This is a genomic window from Actinoplanes sp. CA-252034 (assembly GCF_050956125.1).
Taxonomy (GTDB): Bacteria; Actinomycetota; Actinomycetes; order Mycobacteriales; family Micromonosporaceae; genus Actinoplanes.
The window spans coordinates 1,986,823-2,002,710 of record NZ_CP191846.1 but is presented as its reverse complement, the minus strand read 5'-3'; the positions used below and the strand labels follow the sequence as shown (position 1 = coordinate 2,002,710).

Here is a 15,888-nt window from a genome sequence, read left to right as displayed (position 1 = left end):
GCCCTGCCCGTTCGTTGAGCGCAGGCGGCCATTCGGCCATCCCGCGATAGGCCTTTCGGCCGCTCTCCGTGACGCGGTGAAACCTCGTCGTTACTCACGAAACAAGATCAAAAAAATTTCCGGTACGGGCCACGCGCCGGTCAAAGCACGAAAGAGGCGATCACCCTCATCCGAATGGCCGGAGTTCTCCCCTTTGGTCAGTACTCGCGCCGGGCCGTGGAAGCATCGAGTGATCGGTTCGCAAAACAGGAGAAAAGGGCATGCGACTGCTTCCCGTGATCACCGGCGCACTCGTCGCCGGCAGCGTCCTCGCCCCCGCCGCGGCCCAGGCGGCGATCCGGTTCGACCCGGCCACCAACACCGGGTTCATCGACGCCGAGGACGTCCGCACGGCCTTCGGCTGGGACGAGGCCGGCCTGGCCCGCAACTCGCCCGATATCGGGTTCACCTACCACGTCGGGAAGGCGGCGAACTACTCCGTCGTCTGCAAGGGCGGCGTCCGCGCCGAGACCAGCCACAACCCGGGCAGCACCAGCGCCGGCCTGACCACCGTGGTCACCTGGAACCGTGGCCGGCTCACCGGTTTCCGCCTGACCGGCGCCACCAGCGGCGCGTCCAGCATGAACGTCGCCCCCGAGCCGGGCCTGCCCTGCCCCGACGAGCGCGGCGGCGACATCCGCTCGGTGAGTTACCTGAACACGACGGTGACGGCCGGCCTGTCCGCCGAGTTCCGCGACATCCAGGTGTACTTCCCCCAGGAGCGCACGGTGACCACGGAGCCGCCGGAGGGTTACTCCGCGGTCTCGCGGACGGCCTGGGCGAAGACCTCGGAGCGGTGCTCGAAGTTGCGGAAGCGGCCGTAGCTCGGCGCGGCGGGCGAGAGCAGGACCACACCGCCGGCCGGGGTGACCTTGCGGGCCAGGCGGACCGCGTCGACCAGGTCCTCGGCCGGCTCGGTGCGCACGCGCGGCAGCCGGGCCAGAGCCTCCAGGATGCGGGGCCCGCTGTCCGGCAGCCCGATCACGGTGAGTTCCCGATCGGCCAGGAAGTCACGTAACGGTGTGTAGTCCAGGCCGCGATCAGAGCCGCCGACCAACACGGTGAGTGGCCGGCTCTCGTAGGCCTCGATGGCGTGCATCGCCGCGTAGGGGCTCGTCGACAGGGTGTCGTCGACGAACGTCAGCCCGGACGGGTCCTCGATCTCGGCGAGCCGGTGCGGCAGCCCCGCGAAGTCACGCACGGCCGCCTCCAGGACCGCCCGCTCCCCCGGCACGTCCACGCCCATGCCCTCCAGCACGGCCAGCGCCACGCACAGGTTGCCCTCGTTGTGCCTGCCCTTGAGGCGCAGCGCAGCCCGCTCGAACAGCGGCTCGTCGCCGCACCGGAACCAGCCGTCCTCGACCCGGAACCGCGAGTCGGCGGCGGCCGCGGTGACCGGCGGGAAGTCGAGCACCCCACGGATCTCGTCGCGCAGCCGCCGGTCCGTCCCGTTCACCACGATCAGCTCGGGCTCGTACGCCAGAAGGTTTAGTTTGTCCCGATAATATTCACGCTCGCCGCCGTGCGCGTCCAGGTGCTCCGGGAACAGCGAGGTCACCACGGCGACCCGGGGCGAGTCGGTCAGGTCGGCGCACTGATAGCTGGAGAGCTCCAGCACATAAAGCCCGGCCTCGGGCATGTCGAGCAGCGGCACGCCGATGTTGCCGCCGTAGGCGTTGGGCCGCCCGACCGCGGTCAGCAGGTGGCTGATCAGGCTGGACGTGGTGCTCTTGCCCTTGCTGCCGGTCACCCCGACGGTCTGCGCGGCGTGGTCGGCCATCCAGAGCGCGCTGCCGCCGGTCACCGTGATCCCGCGCTCACGAAGCTTGATCATGAACGGGTGGGTGGACGGCACGCCGGGGGAACGCACCACCACGTCCGCGCTGGCCAGGGCCGCGAACGCGTGCTCGCCGCCGGCCAGCGGGGCCAGCCGCGCCAGGTCCCCGGTCCACTCGACGGACAGGTAGTTCGCACTGTCGTCGACCGCGATGAGGCGGGACGGCTCGTGCCGGGCGATCGCGATCACCGCGGCCCGGCCCTCACGGCCGGTCCCCCAGACCGCCACCGATCGGCCCCGCAGGTCTGCCAGGCGCACGTCTGTCTCCTCGGGTCGCTCCGCCTCGGACGCACTAATATTGCCCCTCGACCTTCACGACAGGAGCTCCGGGTGCAGTTCGACGTCATGCGCTTCCCCTCGTACGCGTTCGATCCGGCGACAGGGGTGGCGACGTTCGACTACCTGTTGGACGGGCCGTCGCCGCTGCGGTTCACCGAGACCATCACCCTGCCGGTTCCGGCCGACCCGGCCGTGCCGGAGGCGCTGACCAGGGTGCTCGACCTGCTGCACGTGGTCGCCGGGGTGAGCTATTTCAAGGTCGGCGCGCCGGCCCGGGTGGTGGCGCCCAGGCCGGTCCCGGCTGCGGCGGCCGCCTTCTTCACCGCCGTCTACACCGAGGGCATGGCGGAGTACGCGTATCGCAACCAGCTGCCGCACGTGCTGGAGCTCACCGTCGAGACGCCCGGCGAGATCCCCGCCGCGACCCCGTCGGACGCCCCGTCCGGCCGCCCGCTCTCGGCCGTCGGCGGGGGCAAGGACTCGATCGTCACCCTCGAGATCCTGCGGGCCGCCGGTCTCGACCCGGTGCCGTTCTCGGTCAACCCCAACCCGGTGATCGAGAACGTGAACGCCGCCTCCGGCCTGCCCGCACTGGCCGCCCGCCGCCGGCTCGACCCGCGGCTCTTCGAGCTGAACAAGGCGGGCGCGCTGAACGGGCACATCCCGGTCACCGCGATCAACTCGCTGATCGCGATCGCCACCGCGGTCTGGCACGGGCTCGGGCCGGTGGTGATGTCCAACGAGCGGTCGGCCTCCGACCCCAACCTGGTCTGGAACGGTCACGAGGTCAACCACCAGTGGTCCAAGGGCGTGGTCGCGGAAGGGCTCCTGCGTGACGCCGTGGCGGCGTACGCGGGGCTCACCGACCCGTACTTCTCGCTGCTGCGGCCGCTCTCGGAGCTGCACATCGCGCAGCTGTTCGCCGGTCACACAGCGTACGATGACGTCGTCACGAGCTGTAACAAGGCGTTCAAGCTGCACGACCCGACGGCCCGGTGGTGCGGTGACTGTCCGAAGTGCCGGTTCGTCTTCCTGGCGATGGCGCCGCACATGTCCCGCGAGCGACTGGCACACATCTTCGGGCACGACCTGTTCGCCGACCCGGCCCAGACGCCCGGCTTCCTGGAGTTGCTCGGCGTCGACGCGCACAAGCCGTTCGAGTGCGTCGGCGAGGCCGAGGAGTGCCTGGTCGCCCTCTCCCTGCTGACCGACGACGCGCCGGTGCTGGTCGCGCTGCGCGCCGCCGTCCCCGACTCGGCGTGGGCCGACGCCTCCCACTCGAACGTCTTCACGCCGGGCGGGCCGCACCACATCCCGCCCGCCTACCGCAAGCTCCTGGACGAGGCGGTGGCTCAGCCCTGACCCGTGCTCGCGGCCACCTGGCGCAGCAGGCTCTTGAAGGACGCGTACGCCGCCTCGCCCACCGAGGCGGCAGCGCGCTTTTCGATGGCGGCCACGATCGCGTCGGAGCGCCGCATCTGGTCCAGGCCGCGGGCCGTCGGCACGACCAGTTTGGCGCGGCGGTCACTGGGGTCGGGGTGGCGCTCCACGTAACCCAGGGCCTCCAGCTCGTCGACGAGCTTGCCGACGACCTGCTTGTGCTGCCCGGACTGCCGGGCCAGGTCGGTGGCCCGGCTGCCCTCGGCGTCCAGGTAGGCCAGCACCGCCCCGTGCTGCGGCCGGAGCCCCGCGTGGCCCTGCCCGGCCAGGGTGGCGAACAGCTCGCCCTGCACCGAGAAGAGGAGCCGGCTGGCGAGCACCCCGAGGTCCGGATCCTGCTGCTTCCGTTCGCTGCGCCGCATGCGCGAGATGATAACAACCTCTGACAGTCACCTTTAGTGACTATATCGGCGGGTGACCATAGGGGCCGGCACGGGAGGACGGTAACCTTCCCGGACGTGGGTGACGAGATCTATGTGGGCAACGCCGACCCGGACGCGCTGGCCGACAACGGCTGGCTCCTGGGATATTTCAAACCGGAGGGCGACCCGCGGCACAGCACCGACGTCGAGATCAAGTGGGGGCGGCACCCGAAGGGCGACCGGCGCGCGGCATGGGTCCGCGGCGAGGAGCGCACCGCCCTGCTGGTCCTGATCAGCGGCTGCTTCCACATGGAGTTCCCGGAGCGAACCGTCGTCCTCGACAAGCAGGGCGACTACGTGGTGTGGCCCCGCGGCGTCGACCACTCCTGGTATGCCGCCGAGGAATCGGTCGTCCTGACGGTGCGCTGGCCGTCCGTCCCCGGCTACGCCGTCCGCTAGATACCCTTCGCACTCAGGGGCTCCGTCGGGTTGAGGCGGTCGACGGCGTACCACCGAGGGGTCTTGAGGATGAACCCGGCGGCGCGCCGCGAGCCGGGAGCGGAGGACCGGCCGCGCTATTCGGGTGGGTCGTGGTGGATGCGGGCGAGCGGGACGCCCAGCTCCTGGAGGACCGCGCTCGTGCTCGCGATCATGAGGGGTGGGCCGGCCAGGTAGATCTCGTGGCGCGACCACTCACCGTAGGCGGCCACCGCGTCGGTGACCAGGCCGGACGGGTATGGACCGGGATCGCCCTCGGCGACGACCGGGATGATCGTGGCCCTGGGTATCTCGGCGGCCAGGGCGGTGAGGGCCTCGATGTCGTAGAGCTCGGTCAGGTCGCGGACGCCCCAGAAGAGGACCGCCTGGCGGGTGTCGGCGGTGGCGGCGAGCTCGGCGAGCATCGCCTTCATGGGCGCCACCCCGGTGTCTCCGGCGATCATGAGGATGCCGCGGCCGGGCTCGGTGGGCAGCGCCATCTCGCCTTCGGCCCGGGTGACGCGGACGCGGTCGCCGGGGCGGGTGTGGTGCACCAGGGTGCCGCTGACGCCGGACTCGGTCTTGGCGCGGACGTGCAGCTCGATGACGTCGTCCCGGTGCGGGGCGCCGGCCAGCGAATACGGCCGCCAGATGCCGGGGACGCCGGGGACCTCGAAGCGCGCGTACTGCCCGGGTTTGTACGGCATCGGCAGGAACGAGCGCAGCCGGACCACCGCCAGGTCGTCGCGGCGCAGGTCGTGCTCGACGACCTCGGTGTCCCAGATCGTCGGCTGGTACGCCGTGAGCGTCCCCCCGTGCACGATCCACTCGTAGGTGTGCTGCCACGTCCAGCGCCACGCCTGGTCGAAGTCCTGCCGCCAGGCGCCGGGAGCCATCCCGGTGCGCATCGACTCGGCCAGGGCCGCGCCGACCAGGTGCAGCTGGTTCCACTGGATGCCGCACTCGGCGAGCGCCGCGCCGAGCGCGGAGCAGCCGGACACCAGGGTCGGCGGATCGTCCATGGTGTGGACCAGCCAGGTGATGGCCCGGGCCAGTTGAACGCGCTGGCCCTCGGGCGCGCCGGGCATCGAGTCGAGCAGGGCCGGCCGGGCCTGCCGCAGCGCGGCCCACAGCCGGCCGGCCACCTCCTCGGGGCCGCCGGCGAAGGTGAGGCTGGTGCTGAGCAGGCGCTGCGTGTCGCGGAGGGCGGCGTCGTCGGCCGGGTCCATGCCGTCGCGGTGCGGCCCGGAACCCGGCAGGGTCTTGCCGGGGAAACCGCGAGGGATCGACGGATAGCCCTGGGCGGGCGGGAACTCGGTGCCGGGCGCGCCGATCGGCCGCACCCCCGCGAGCGGCGGAATGTGGGGCACGGGGGTCGCCGGGCCGGACGGGTTGACGCCACCGACCGGCGGGACGGCTTTCATGCTCGCGCGGCGCAGCGCGGCGCCGGGGTCGGCACCCCAGAGCAGGCCGGCGTCGGGGCGGGGCTTCTCCAGCTCCGTCGCCTCCTCGTCGGTCTTCTTCCGTGCGGCGATCTCGGAGAGCGCGGCGGCGGTGTCGGCCGCACCCGCGGCGGCGGCATCCGGAGCGTTCTGGCGCAGCCGGATGGCCCGCAGCAGGGACAGCAGATGCGGGTCTGACCCCGGACCCGAACCAGACGACACAGAAGAACCCTACCCGCATGCCCCGGCACATACGCCGCGAATAATGCCGGTGTGCCAGCACTGACCATCACCGACCCGGACGATCCGCGGATCGGCGACTACCGCGCCCTCACCGACGTCGAGCTGCGAACCCGGTGGGAGCCGCCGAACGGGCTGTTCATCGCCGAGGGAGAGCTGGTGATCGGGCGCGCGCTGCGTGCCGGGTACCGGATGCGGTCGGCGTTCGTCGATCAGAAACGGGCGGACCAGCTGACCGGCCTGCCGGCGGACGCGCCGCTCTACACCGCTCCCCCGCACGTCCTGGAGTCGATCACCGGGTTCCACGTGCACCGGGGGATCCTGGCGTCGTTCCATCGCCGTCCCCTGCCGGACATGCCCGATCTGCTGGCGAAGGCGCGCAGCATCGCGGTGCTGGAGGGGCTGAACACGCACACCAACCTGGGCGCGCTGTTCCGGAGCGCGGCCGCCCTCGGCATCGACGCGGTGGTGCTGTCGCCGAACTGCGCGGACCCCCTCTACCGACGGGCCGTACGGGTCAGCATGGGTGAGGTGTTCGCCATACCCTACGCGAAGTCCGACGACTGGCCGGTGACACTGGAGGCGATCCGGGCGGCCGGGTTCACGTTGCTGGCGATGACCCCCGCCCCGGACGCGGTACCCCTGCGCGGGCTCACCCCGGAGCAGCGGGCACGGCCGGCGCTCCTGCTCGGGGCCGAGGGGCCGGGGCTGACCGCCGCGGCGCTGGGTGCCTCCGACGTACGGGTGGTCATCCCGATGTTCAACGGCGTCGACTCGCTCAACGTGGCGACGGCCGCCGCCGTGGCGTTCTACGAGCTAGGAGCGCGGGACTAGACGGCCACCGGTCCAGGCCAGGCCCATCCCGGCGGCGAGCAGCAGGAGCGCGCCGACCGTCGGGACCGGCTGGGCCATCGTGGTGCCGGCGCCCATCGCGAGGGCGGCCAGCATCAGCAGCACCCCGTCGGCCGGGTTGACCAGCTTCGACCGGAAGACCGCCCAGCCCAGCAGCAGCAGCCCGGCCGCCGCGATCACGACCGCGGTGGTGCGCAGGTCGGCGACGTGCCCCTCGGCCAGCGGGGCGCTCTTCACGACGGCGTTCTCGGGCAGGGCGGCCAGCGGGACCAGCATCGTCCCCCCGGCCAGCGTGACGAGCAGGCCGGCCAGGGCGCACCCCCGGGTGCGGGAGCCGGCGAGCAGGCCGGCCAGCGCGATCACGGCGATCACGGTGAGCCAGCCGGCGAGCAGGCCGACCGCGAGCGGGCCGGGTGGGCTCTCGACGCCGAGCGTCAGCCAGCCGTAGAGGACCGCGGCGGCCGGCAGCGCCCACAGGGCCAGCCGGGCGTACCTCCGGACCGACCAGATCCAGATCGCGTCCCGGACCGGGAGCAGGTGGCCGTCCGGCTCGGCCGGGGTCGGTGCGCCGACCCAGGCCGGGGCGACCCGTAAGGGCCGCCCACTCGCCGTCTGACGATGGCTGATGCTCATGGCTCCGCCTCAGTAGCAGGGGCAACAAGCCGAGCGGCCGGGGCACCGGTCGGGATTCCTGCTGCGAGCATGCCAAACGACACGCCTGAATTGCGGCCGATCTCACATATTCGGCGCTTTTCGATACGCGTCACTCCGCCGTGCGCGGCGTTCAGCGCTTCTCGACGTGCGCCACCCCGTCGTAGTCGGCCCCGCCCAGCGCCGCGTTCGGCGGGATCGGGTCCGGCGCCGGCAGCGCCTCGGCCTGGGCCTGCCGCACCTCGGCGTCGAGTCGTTGCGCCTCGGCGGCCGCTGCTTCGGCCGCCTCCGTCGCCTCGCGTTCGACGGCCACCGGGTCGAGGCCGCCGTGCCGCGGCTCGTCGCCGACCATGTTCGCCAGGCCACCGAGCGCGCCGCCGAGACCCTCGAGGGCCTTGGTCAACTCGGTCGGCAGGATCCACACCTTGTTGGCGGTGCCGTTGGCGATCTGCGGCAGCGATTGAAGGTACTGATAGGCGAGCACCTTCTGGGACGGGTTGGCCTGATGGATGGCGTCGAAGACGGTACGGATCGCCTTGGCCTGGCCCTCGGCCTGCAGGATCCGGGCCTGCCGGTCACCGTCGGCACGCAACACGGCCGCCTGCTTCTCACCCTCGGCGGTCAGGATCTGCGCCTGCTTGTGACCCTCGGCGTTCAGGATCGTGGCCCGGCGCTCCCGCTCGGCGCGCATCTGCTTCTCCATCGAGTCGCGGATGCTCGGCGGCGGCTCGATCGCCTTGATCTCCACCCGGGTGACCTTGATGCCCCAGCGGCCGGTGGTCTCGTCGAGCACGCTCGACAGATGCTTGTTGATCTGGTCACGGCTGGTCAGCGCACGCTCCAGGTCGAGGGAACCGATCACGTTGCGCAGCGTGGTCACGGTGAGCTGCTCGATCGCCTGCAGGAAGTGCGAGATCTCGTAGGTGGCCCGCACCGGGTCGACGACCTTGAAGTAGAGCACCGTGTCGATCGAGACGACCAGGTTGTCCGACGTGATCACCGGCTGCGGCGGGAACGAGACGACCTGCTCACGCATGTCGACCTTGGTCCGGACCGCATCGACGAACGGCACCAGCAGGTTGAGACCGGGCGACAGGGTCCGCTTGTACTTACCGAGCCGCTCGACGACGTCCATCCGCTGCTGCGGGACGATCCGAACCGATTTGGCGAGGGTGATCACCGCGAACATGACGATCACGATGCCGAGAACTGCCAGAACCACTTCCATGACGTCGCTCCCTAAAGATTGGGCAGGTCGTCGCGCCACACCAGGATCGTCGCGCCACGCAACTCCACGACCCGGACCCGCTCGCCGGGAGCGAAGATCTCCCGGTCGTCGGCGGACCGGGCCTGCCACAGCTCGCCGTCGATCTTGACCATGCCGCGGTCGCCGGTGACCTCATCGATCACGGTGCCCAGTGAGCCCGCGATCGCCTCGATGCCGAACGGCCGCTCCCCCGTCTCCACCGCCGGGCGGGCATGCCGCACGATGATCGGCCGCAGCGCCGCCACCGAGACACCGGAGACGGCCGCGAAGACGATCAGCTGCACCAGCAGGCCCGCGCCGAGAGCGGCGGCGCCGGCCGCGGCCAGGGCGCCGGCGGCGAAGAAGATGACCAGGAACGTTGTGGTGAAGGCCTCGGCGATGGCCAGGCCTATGGCGAGGACGACCCATAGCACGGCTTCCACTCCCCGATCGTGGCACGTCCGTGCACGCTCCGAACAGTTGGACCCATGAGTTCGTCACCAGGAGAGGACACACCGTGACATTGCTTCCGGAGACGTCCCGCCGGATCGATGAGATGGCCGCCCGGGCACAGTCCGGCGGACGGGCGCCGTCGCTCGCGCTCGCCGTCGTCCGCGACCGCGCGGTGCTGCACTTCGCGGGCGCCGGCGAGCAGCCGCGCCCGGACCCGAAGACCCAGTACCGGCTCGGCTCGATCACCAAGACGATCACCGCGACGCTGGTCATGCAGCTACGGGACGAGGGGTTCTTCGCCCTCGACGACCTGCTCTACCGGCACCTGCCCGGCACCCCGATCGGCGGCGTCACCCTGCGGCAACTGCTCGGCCACGTCTCCGGCCTCCAGCGCGAACCGGACGGCCCGTGGTGGGAGCGCCGCCCGGGCGGTGACGTGGACGCGCTGCTGGCCGAGTTGACCTACGAGAAGCTGGCGGGCGCCCCGTACCGCCGCTATCGCTACTCCAACCTGGCCTACGGCCTGCTCGGCGCCGTCCTGGAACGGGTCACCGGCGCGGCGTGGAGCGAGCTCGCCGGCAAACGCGTCCTCGAGCCGCTCGGCATGAAACGCACCGGCTGCCACCCCGTCGAGCCGTACGCCCGCGGGTACGTCGTGCACGCTCTCAGCGGCGCCCTGCACGAGGAGCCGCGCCCGGACACCGGCGCCATGGCCCCGGCCGGGCAGCTCTGGTCGACGGTCACCGACATGGCGAAGTGGGCCGGGTTCCTGGCCGATCCGGCGCCCGCGGTCCTGGCCCGGGAGAGCGTCGACGAGATGTGCGCGCCGGTGGTGATCAGCGACCTGGAGTCGTGGACCGCCGGCCACGGCCTCGGCCCGCAACTGTTCCGGGTCGGCGAGCGCGTCTACGTCGGCCACGGCGGCTCGATGCCCGGATACCTGGCGCACGTGGCGGTGCACCGCGGCAGCCGGCTCGGGGTGGTGGTGTTCGCCAACACGTACAGCCTGGACGGCACGAGCCTCCAGCAGGTCTGCCTCGACGCGCTGACCACGGCGGTGGACAGCGAGCCCGTCCCGGTGCCGGTCTGGCGCCCGCCGGCCCCACCGCACGGCGAGGCGGCCGAGATATGCGGCCGCTGGTGGTGGATGGGACGCGAGCACTCGATCACCCCCGACGGCGACACCCTGCTGATGTCCGGGCCGTTCGCTCCGACGCGCTACGCGCGGGAGGCCCCGGACCGCTGGCGCGGCCTCTCCGGGCCCAACGAGGGCGAGGTCCTGCGCATCCTCCGCACTCCGGAGGGCACGGTCGACCGCCTGGACATCGCCACCTTCGCCTTCAGCCGCGACCCCATGCACCTGGCCTGATTCAAAACCGGCATAGGGTACGGCCACCCGCCGCCCGACCGCACCTGTGCCGCCCCGTAGGGTCCGCGCGAGGTGGCTGCCCACTCCGGACCGCACCGCGCCCGCCGGGCGGATGCGACGGTCACCGCCCGGACGAGAGCCGCCCCCAGCCCGGTATCCCGCCCACCGAACCCGCCCTCGGCGACGGCCGGCAGGGGCAGCCGTCGGTCAGGGACGTGCGTCGGCCGGGATTGCCGGGGTCGGCGACGGCCGGCGGGTAGGCGACGGCGGGTGGGCCGCCGGCGTGGGAGTGGAGAGGCCCAGGGCCAGGCCGACGGCGACCGTCGCGATGCCGAACCACACCGCCGGGGCCGGGAACGGGCCGCCCAGGGCCACGCCGGTCGCGGCCGCAGCGATCGGGGCTATCCCGGTCAGCAGGCCGGCGCGACCGGCGCCGATGCGGGCCACGCACGTGTACCAGAGCAGGAACGCGACGGCCGTCACCAGCACCGCGAGGTAGGCGCCGGCCAGCAGGTCGTCGGGGCGGATCCGGGTGACCGCGGACGGGCCCTCGGTGAGCACCCCGATCACGGCGAACATCGCAGCGCCCATCCAGGTGGCGTGCACGGAGACGCCGAGCGGGCCGTGGCGGCCGAGCACGGGCACGGCGAGCAGGGTGAAGGCGGCCTCGCAGGCGAAGGTGACGGCCGCCCAGAGCAGGCCGGCCGCATCGGTACGCCCGAGGCCCTGCACCAGCATCGCGCCGACGGTCACGACCGAGGCGGCGGTCAGCACCCGGGCCGCGGGACGGCGGCCTTCGAGCAGCGGGCCGGCGACGGCCAGGAGGATCGGGACACACGCGACGGCCACACCGATGACGGCGGGTTCGGCGTGCCGGGAGCCCTGGACCAGCGCCACGTTGAAGATCACCAGACCGGTGACGGTGACGCCGAGCAGCCACAGCCACTCCCCGCCGCGAGGCATGAGCAGCGGTGTCCGACCGGCCCGCGGGCCGAAACCCGGCGGGCGACCGGCGTGTGCGCCGGGCGGCGGTGGGTCCGCGACGCGCGGGGTGGTGGCGCCGCGGGTCAGGTGGGCCCAGAGCAGGAGCAGGAGGCAGGCGACGGCGTAGCGGAGGGCCTGGACGGTGTGCATCGGGGCGTCGGCGAGGTGGCCCGAGACGGCGACGCTGCCGCCCACGAAGACCATGCCGGCCGAGCCGGCGAGGATCGGGAGAGCTTTCATGCACCGATCGTCGGACAGCGTATGGTCCGGTTCGAGGGCCAATTCGACGGCAGTGAGGTGGACCAATTTCTGGATCGGACTTCCTGCAGCTGCGTGCCGAGGAGGCGCCGGCCAAGGGACTGACCGCCTGGCTGACCGAGGGGCTGCGGGCGGCGGTCACGGCCGGGCGGCTGTCCCCCGGGTCGAGGCTGCCCGCCACCCGGTTGCTCGCCGGCGAGCTCGGCGTGTCCCGGGGCGTCGTGGTGCAGGCCTACCAGCGGCTGGTCGACGAAGGGCTGGCCGCGGCCCGGACCGGTTCGGGGACGGTGATCACCGGGCGCGGGGCGGCGCGGGCGCCACGGCCGGCGGGCGACCGGCGGCGGGCCCTCGACGAGCTTCGGCTGCCGATCTCCACGGCGGACGGCATCGACATCGACCTGTCCCCGGGGGTGCCGGACCTGTCGGCGTTCCCGAGGGCGGCGTGGCTGCGGGCGGAACGGGCGGTGCTCGACCGGGTCACCGCGGCCGACCTGCGGTACGGCGACCCCGGCGGCACCCCACGACTGCGGGCGGCGCTGGTGGGGTGGCTGGCCCGTACCCGGGGAGTGCGGTGTGAAGCGGACGACATCGTCGTCACCGCGGGTGTCGCCCAGGGGCTCGCCCTGCTCGCGCAGGTGTTGCGGGCCCGCGGCGTGGACGCGCTCGCGGTCGAGGACCCGGGGTCGCGGGGTGCCGCCGACCAGTTGGCGTTCTGGGGGATGCGGCAGGTCGGCGTGCCCGTCGACGAGCACGGCATGCGGGTGGGCGAGCTGGCCGGCGCCGGGGTGGAGGCGGTCCTGCTGACGCCGGCGCACCAGTTCCCGACGGGTGTGGTGCTGTCCCCGGAACGCCGCCGCCGGCTCCTGGCCTGGGCCACCGGCAGACCCACGGCGGGCGGCGGGACGACGGCGGCGACCGAGGGCCCGGCGGACGACGAGATGACGGAGAGCACCGAGGGCCCGACGGGCGGCGGGTTGGTGATCGAGGACGACTACGACGCCGAGCATCGGTACGACCGGGCACCGGTCGCCGCCCTGCAGGGATCGGCACCGGACCGCGTCGCCTACCTCGGCAGCGTGTCGAAGTCGCTGGCCCCGGCGATGCGCACCGGCTGGCTGATCGCGCCGCGCGGCATGCAGGCCGAGCTGCTGGCCGTCAAGCACGCGTCCGATCTGGGCAATCCGGCTCTGCCGCAGCTGGTCCTGGCGCAGCTGCTGTCCTCCGGGGACCACGACCGGCATCTGCGCGCCGTCCGTGCCCGCCAGCGGACCCGCCGGGACGCCCTGCTCGCCGGATTGCGGGCGCATCTGCCGGAGGCCCGCGTCGCCGGCGTCGCGGCCGGGCTGCACGTGCTGGTGCTGCTCCCGGGCACGGCCGACGACACCGTCCTCGCCGACCGGGTCGCGGCGACCGGCGTACAGGTGCATCCCCTGTCCTGGCATCGTCGCCGTCCCGGCCCGCCGGGCCTGGTGATCGGCTACGCCGCACACCCGCCGGACCGCCTGGCCGAAGCCGCCGCCCGGATAGGCCGCGCCCTCAGCCCACCACGGTGACCGCATCCTCAGCCCTACCACGGTGACCGCCGCCCCTCGGCAGGCCACAGAGACCGCCGCCCCTCGGCAGGCCGCGGAGACCGCCGCCCCTCGGCAGGCCGCGGAGACCGCCGCTCTCAGTCCTCGGAAGGGACCGTGACGAAGTCGATCAGCCGCTCCATCGAGTTGATCAGTGGTGTCTCGACGTCCTTGTAGGAGCTGACCGAGGAAAGGATGCGCCGCCACATGTCGGCCGGCTCGCGGACGCCGACAGCTTCGCAGACGCCCTCCTTCCACGGACGGCCCGGCGGGATGACCGGCCAGGCGCGCAGGCCGACCCGTTCCGGCTTCACCGCCTGCCAGACGTCCACGTAGGGATGGCCGGTGACCAGGACGTTCGGGTCGGTGACGGCGGCGACGATCCGGCTCTCCTTGGACCCGGCGACGAGATGGTCGACGAGGACGCCCAGCCTGCGGTGGCCGCTCGGGCGGAACTCGGCGACCGCGGAACGCAGGTCGTCGATGCCGTCGAGCGGTTCGACGACGATGCCCTCGATGCGCAGGTCGTCGCCCCAGATCCGCTCGACCAGCGCGGCGTCGTGGATGCCCTCGACCCAGATCCGGCTGGCCTTGGCCACCTGCGCCTTCACACCGGCGACCGCGATCGATCCGGACGCGGTCACCCGGCGCTGCTGCGGCTGCTGCCGGGGAGCCGGCCGGACCAGCGTGACCGTCTTGCCGTCGAGCAGGAACGCGGCGGGGGTGAGCGGGAAGTTCCGCCGCTTCCCGAACCGGTCCTCCAGCACCACGGCGCCGAGCTCGAACCCGACGACGGCCCCGCAGAACCCGGAGTCGGCGTCCTCGACGACCAGATCCGGTTCGGCCTCCACCTCCGGGATCACCTTGCGGCGGCGCCAGTTGCCCGCCATCACATCCTCCCCATACATGCCCCGCACTGTATGCGCGATCACGGACACACCCTCGGTGACGCTCCGAGCCGAGACAACTGTCACGACCTCCACGTACCCTTGCTCGCATGTCACCCGCAGCCGATGCGGCCACCCGTACCGCACGCCGGTCCACCAGGTTCGTCGCCTGGGTGCGCGCCTGGCGCGCCGGCCTCGTCCCGTTCGACGAGCTGGCCGACGAGATCGCGGCGGACGAGGAGCACCTCGTCGCCGACGCCCCCGGCACCTGGACCGACGTCCCGCTCGGCCAGGGCCTGCCGATCTTCGCGAAACTGCGGCCCGACGAGATCCGGCTGGTGCTGCCGGCGCCCGGCGACCCGCGGGGCCTGCCCGGCCCGGGTGAGCTGACCGGCGCGGCGCTGCTGGCCGGTGAGGCCGTGATGACGCCGTCGTTCGGGGTGGTGCCCGAGGTGCGGCGGCACACGTCCGGTTCCGGTGTGGAGTTCGAGACGGTGCTGTGGCGGGTGATGCCGGCGCCCGAGCACCGGCCGGTGTTCCAGATGGGCGCGGCCGAGGCCGAGGCGCAGCTGACCGCGGCGCTGGGCGAGGCCACCGCCCGGCTCACCAAACTGGACGTGGCCCAGTGGAAACCGGAGCTGGCCGGGGCGTTGCAGGCGCTGCGCCGTCCGGAGAGCACCGAGACCCTGCCGCCCGGGTTCGACCCGCGGTCGCGTCGCCTGTTCGCCCGCGCCAGCGTCCTCGACCAGGTGCTGGCCCTCGCCGGGACGAACGCGCCGGGCGGGGCGGTCAACGGCTACGAGGCCCAGCAGCGTGACGAGGCGCTGCGCCCGCTGACCGCGGCGTGCCGTCAGGCGCTGGTCGCGGCCTGCAACTCCCCTCTGCACCCGTGACGGCGGCGGTGCCGGACCGGTATGCGCACTGCACGTTCTGTGGGGCCCGGTTCCCGTCGGGTCAGGCCTGGCCGCGGCGGTGCGGCGCGTGCGGTGAGACCAGCTATCTCAATCCGAGCCCGGTCGCCGTGGCGATCCAGCCGGTCGGTCTCGGCCTGCTGGCGGTGCGCCGCGGCATCGCACCGGCCCGGGGCCGCCTCGCCCTGCCGGGCGGTTTCATCGACGTCGGCGAGACGTGGCAGGCGGCGACGGCCCGCGAGCTGTTCGAGGAGACCGGTGTGGAAGCGGACCCCTCGGGCGTGCGCCTCTACGACACGATCAGTGCCCCGGACGGGACGATCCTGGTGTTCGGGCTGCTGCCGCCGCTGCCGAGCACGGGCCATCTGCCTCCGCCGCCGGAGGAGGACGAGACGTTGAGCCGCGAGGTGCTCTACGGGCCGACCGAGCTGGGGTTCAGCATCCACACGGCGATCGCGACCCGCTGGTTCACCGAGCGCCGCTCCTGACTCCGGACATGGCCCGCCGGGGCGATGCCGACCACGTTGGTGCCGCTCTTATCCGATATGCAGGCAATTAGTCAGCATTACCACCTTGGCGGCGGTTAGCGT

16 protein-coding genes are annotated in these 15,888 nt (G+C 72.7%); 8 read left to right on the top strand and 8 right to left on the bottom strand.

The window, feature by feature from the left end:
• Positions 1-260: 260 nt before the first annotated feature.
• Complete coding sequence (locus tag ACQPZW_RS09255) at positions 261-863, top strand: hypothetical protein (protein ID WP_433794402.1); 603 nt, start codon at positions 261-263, stop codon at positions 861-863.
• Here ACQPZW_RS09255 and murD read toward each other — a convergent pair.
• The gene (gene murD, locus ACQPZW_RS09250) at positions 791-2,134 is read right to left on the bottom strand and encodes a UDP-N-acetylmuramoyl-L-alanine--D-glutamate ligase (RefSeq protein WP_433794401.1); all 1,344 of its coding nucleotides are present in this window, start codon (positions 2,132-2,134) and stop codon (positions 791-793) included. The genes ACQPZW_RS09255 and murD overlap by 73 nt on opposite strands.
• A gap of 87 nt (positions 2,135-2,221) precedes the next feature.
• Between murD and ACQPZW_RS09245 the strand changes: the two genes are divergently transcribed.
• The gene (locus tag ACQPZW_RS09245; protein WP_433797489.1) at positions 2,222-3,517 is read left to right on the top strand and encodes a hypothetical protein; all 1,296 of its coding nucleotides are present in this window, start codon (positions 2,222-2,224) and stop codon (positions 3,515-3,517) included.
• Here ACQPZW_RS09245 and ACQPZW_RS09240 read toward each other — a convergent pair.
• Positions 3,508-3,957, bottom strand: coding sequence for a MarR family winged helix-turn-helix transcriptional regulator (locus ACQPZW_RS09240; protein ID WP_433794400.1), 450 nt, complete (start codon positions 3,955-3,957; stop codon positions 3,508-3,510). The genes ACQPZW_RS09245 and ACQPZW_RS09240 overlap by 10 nt on opposite strands.
• A gap of 96 nt (positions 3,958-4,053) precedes the next feature.
• Between ACQPZW_RS09240 and ACQPZW_RS09235 the strand changes: the two genes are divergently transcribed.
• A complete protein-coding gene (locus ACQPZW_RS09235) occupies positions 4,054-4,416 on the top strand; it encodes a signal peptidase I (RefSeq protein WP_433794399.1) in 363 nt (120 codons plus the stop codon).
• 116 nt (positions 4,417-4,532) lie between these two features.
• Here ACQPZW_RS09235 and ACQPZW_RS09230 read toward each other — a convergent pair whose 3' ends face one another.
• A complete protein-coding gene (locus ACQPZW_RS09230; RefSeq protein ID WP_433794398.1) occupies positions 4,533-6,098 on the bottom strand; it encodes a flavohemoprotein in 1,566 nt (521 codons plus the stop codon).
• Between the two features lie 51 nt (positions 6,099-6,149).
• Here ACQPZW_RS09230 and ACQPZW_RS09225 point away from each other — a divergent pair, with 51 nt between their 5' ends.
• Positions 6,150-6,950 carry a TrmH family RNA methyltransferase gene (locus ACQPZW_RS09225; protein ID WP_433794397.1) on the top strand — a complete coding sequence of 267 codons (801 nt, stop codon included), beginning with the start codon at positions 6,150-6,152 and terminating at the stop codon, positions 6,948-6,950.
• On the opposite strand, the gene ACQPZW_RS09220 is transcribed toward ACQPZW_RS09225, so the two are convergent.
• From ACQPZW_RS09220 to ACQPZW_RS09210, 3 genes are all read right to left on the bottom strand, one after another.
• Positions 6,933-7,331 carry a hypothetical protein gene (locus tag ACQPZW_RS09220; protein ID WP_433794396.1) on the bottom strand — a complete coding sequence of 133 codons (399 nt, stop codon included), beginning with the start codon at positions 7,329-7,331 and terminating at the stop codon, positions 6,933-6,935. The genes ACQPZW_RS09225 and ACQPZW_RS09220 overlap by 18 nt on opposite strands.
• 421 nt (positions 7,332-7,752) lie before the next feature.
• Positions 7,753-8,847, bottom strand: coding sequence for an SPFH domain-containing protein (locus ACQPZW_RS09215; RefSeq protein ID WP_433794395.1), 1,095 nt, complete (start codon positions 8,845-8,847; stop codon positions 7,753-7,755).
• An 11-nt stretch (positions 8,848-8,858) separates the two neighbouring features.
• The gene (locus ACQPZW_RS09210) at positions 8,859-9,308 is read right to left on the bottom strand and encodes an NfeD family protein (protein ID WP_433794394.1); all 450 of its coding nucleotides are present in this window, start codon (positions 9,306-9,308) and stop codon (positions 8,859-8,861) included.
• A 74-nt stretch (positions 9,309-9,382) separates the two neighbouring features.
• Between ACQPZW_RS09210 and ACQPZW_RS09205 the strand changes: the two genes are divergently transcribed.
• A complete protein-coding gene (locus tag ACQPZW_RS09205; protein WP_433794393.1) occupies positions 9,383-10,687 on the top strand; it encodes a serine hydrolase domain-containing protein in 1,305 nt (434 codons plus the stop codon).
• Positions 10,688-10,894: 207 nt separating this feature from the next.
• Here ACQPZW_RS09205 and ACQPZW_RS09200 read toward each other — a convergent pair whose 3' ends face one another.
• The gene (locus ACQPZW_RS09200) at positions 10,895-11,911 is read right to left on the bottom strand and encodes a DMT family transporter (protein ID WP_433794392.1); all 1,017 of its coding nucleotides are present in this window, start codon (positions 11,909-11,911) and stop codon (positions 10,895-10,897) included.
• Between the two features lie 65 nt (positions 11,912-11,976).
• Between ACQPZW_RS09200 and ACQPZW_RS09195 the strand changes: the two genes are divergently transcribed.
• Entirely contained in the window at positions 11,977-13,482 is a 1,506-nt protein-coding gene (locus ACQPZW_RS09195) for a PLP-dependent aminotransferase family protein (RefSeq protein ID WP_433797487.1), read from the top strand.
• A gap of 116 nt (positions 13,483-13,598) precedes the next feature.
• On the opposite strand, the gene ACQPZW_RS09190 is transcribed toward ACQPZW_RS09195, so the two are convergent.
• Complete coding sequence (locus ACQPZW_RS09190; RefSeq protein WP_433794391.1) at positions 13,599-14,408, bottom strand: DUF3097 domain-containing protein; 810 nt, start codon at positions 14,406-14,408, stop codon at positions 13,599-13,601.
• Between the two features lie 89 nt (positions 14,409-14,497).
• On the opposite strand from ACQPZW_RS09190, the gene ACQPZW_RS09185 reads away from it, so the two are divergent.
• Together ACQPZW_RS09185 and ACQPZW_RS09180 are read left to right on the top strand one after the other, a co-directional pair.
• On the top strand, positions 14,498-15,280 hold the full coding sequence (locus ACQPZW_RS09185) for a hypothetical protein (protein WP_093610224.1): 783 nt from the start codon (positions 14,498-14,500) through the stop codon (positions 15,278-15,280).
• Positions 15,277-15,786 (top strand): NUDIX domain-containing protein, encoded by a 510-nt coding sequence (locus ACQPZW_RS09180; protein WP_433794390.1) that lies wholly within the window; start codon positions 15,277-15,279, stop codon positions 15,784-15,786. The genes ACQPZW_RS09185 and ACQPZW_RS09180 overlap by 4 nt, the downstream gene beginning before the upstream one ends.
• The last annotated feature ends 102 nt before the right edge of the window (positions 15,787-15,888 follow it).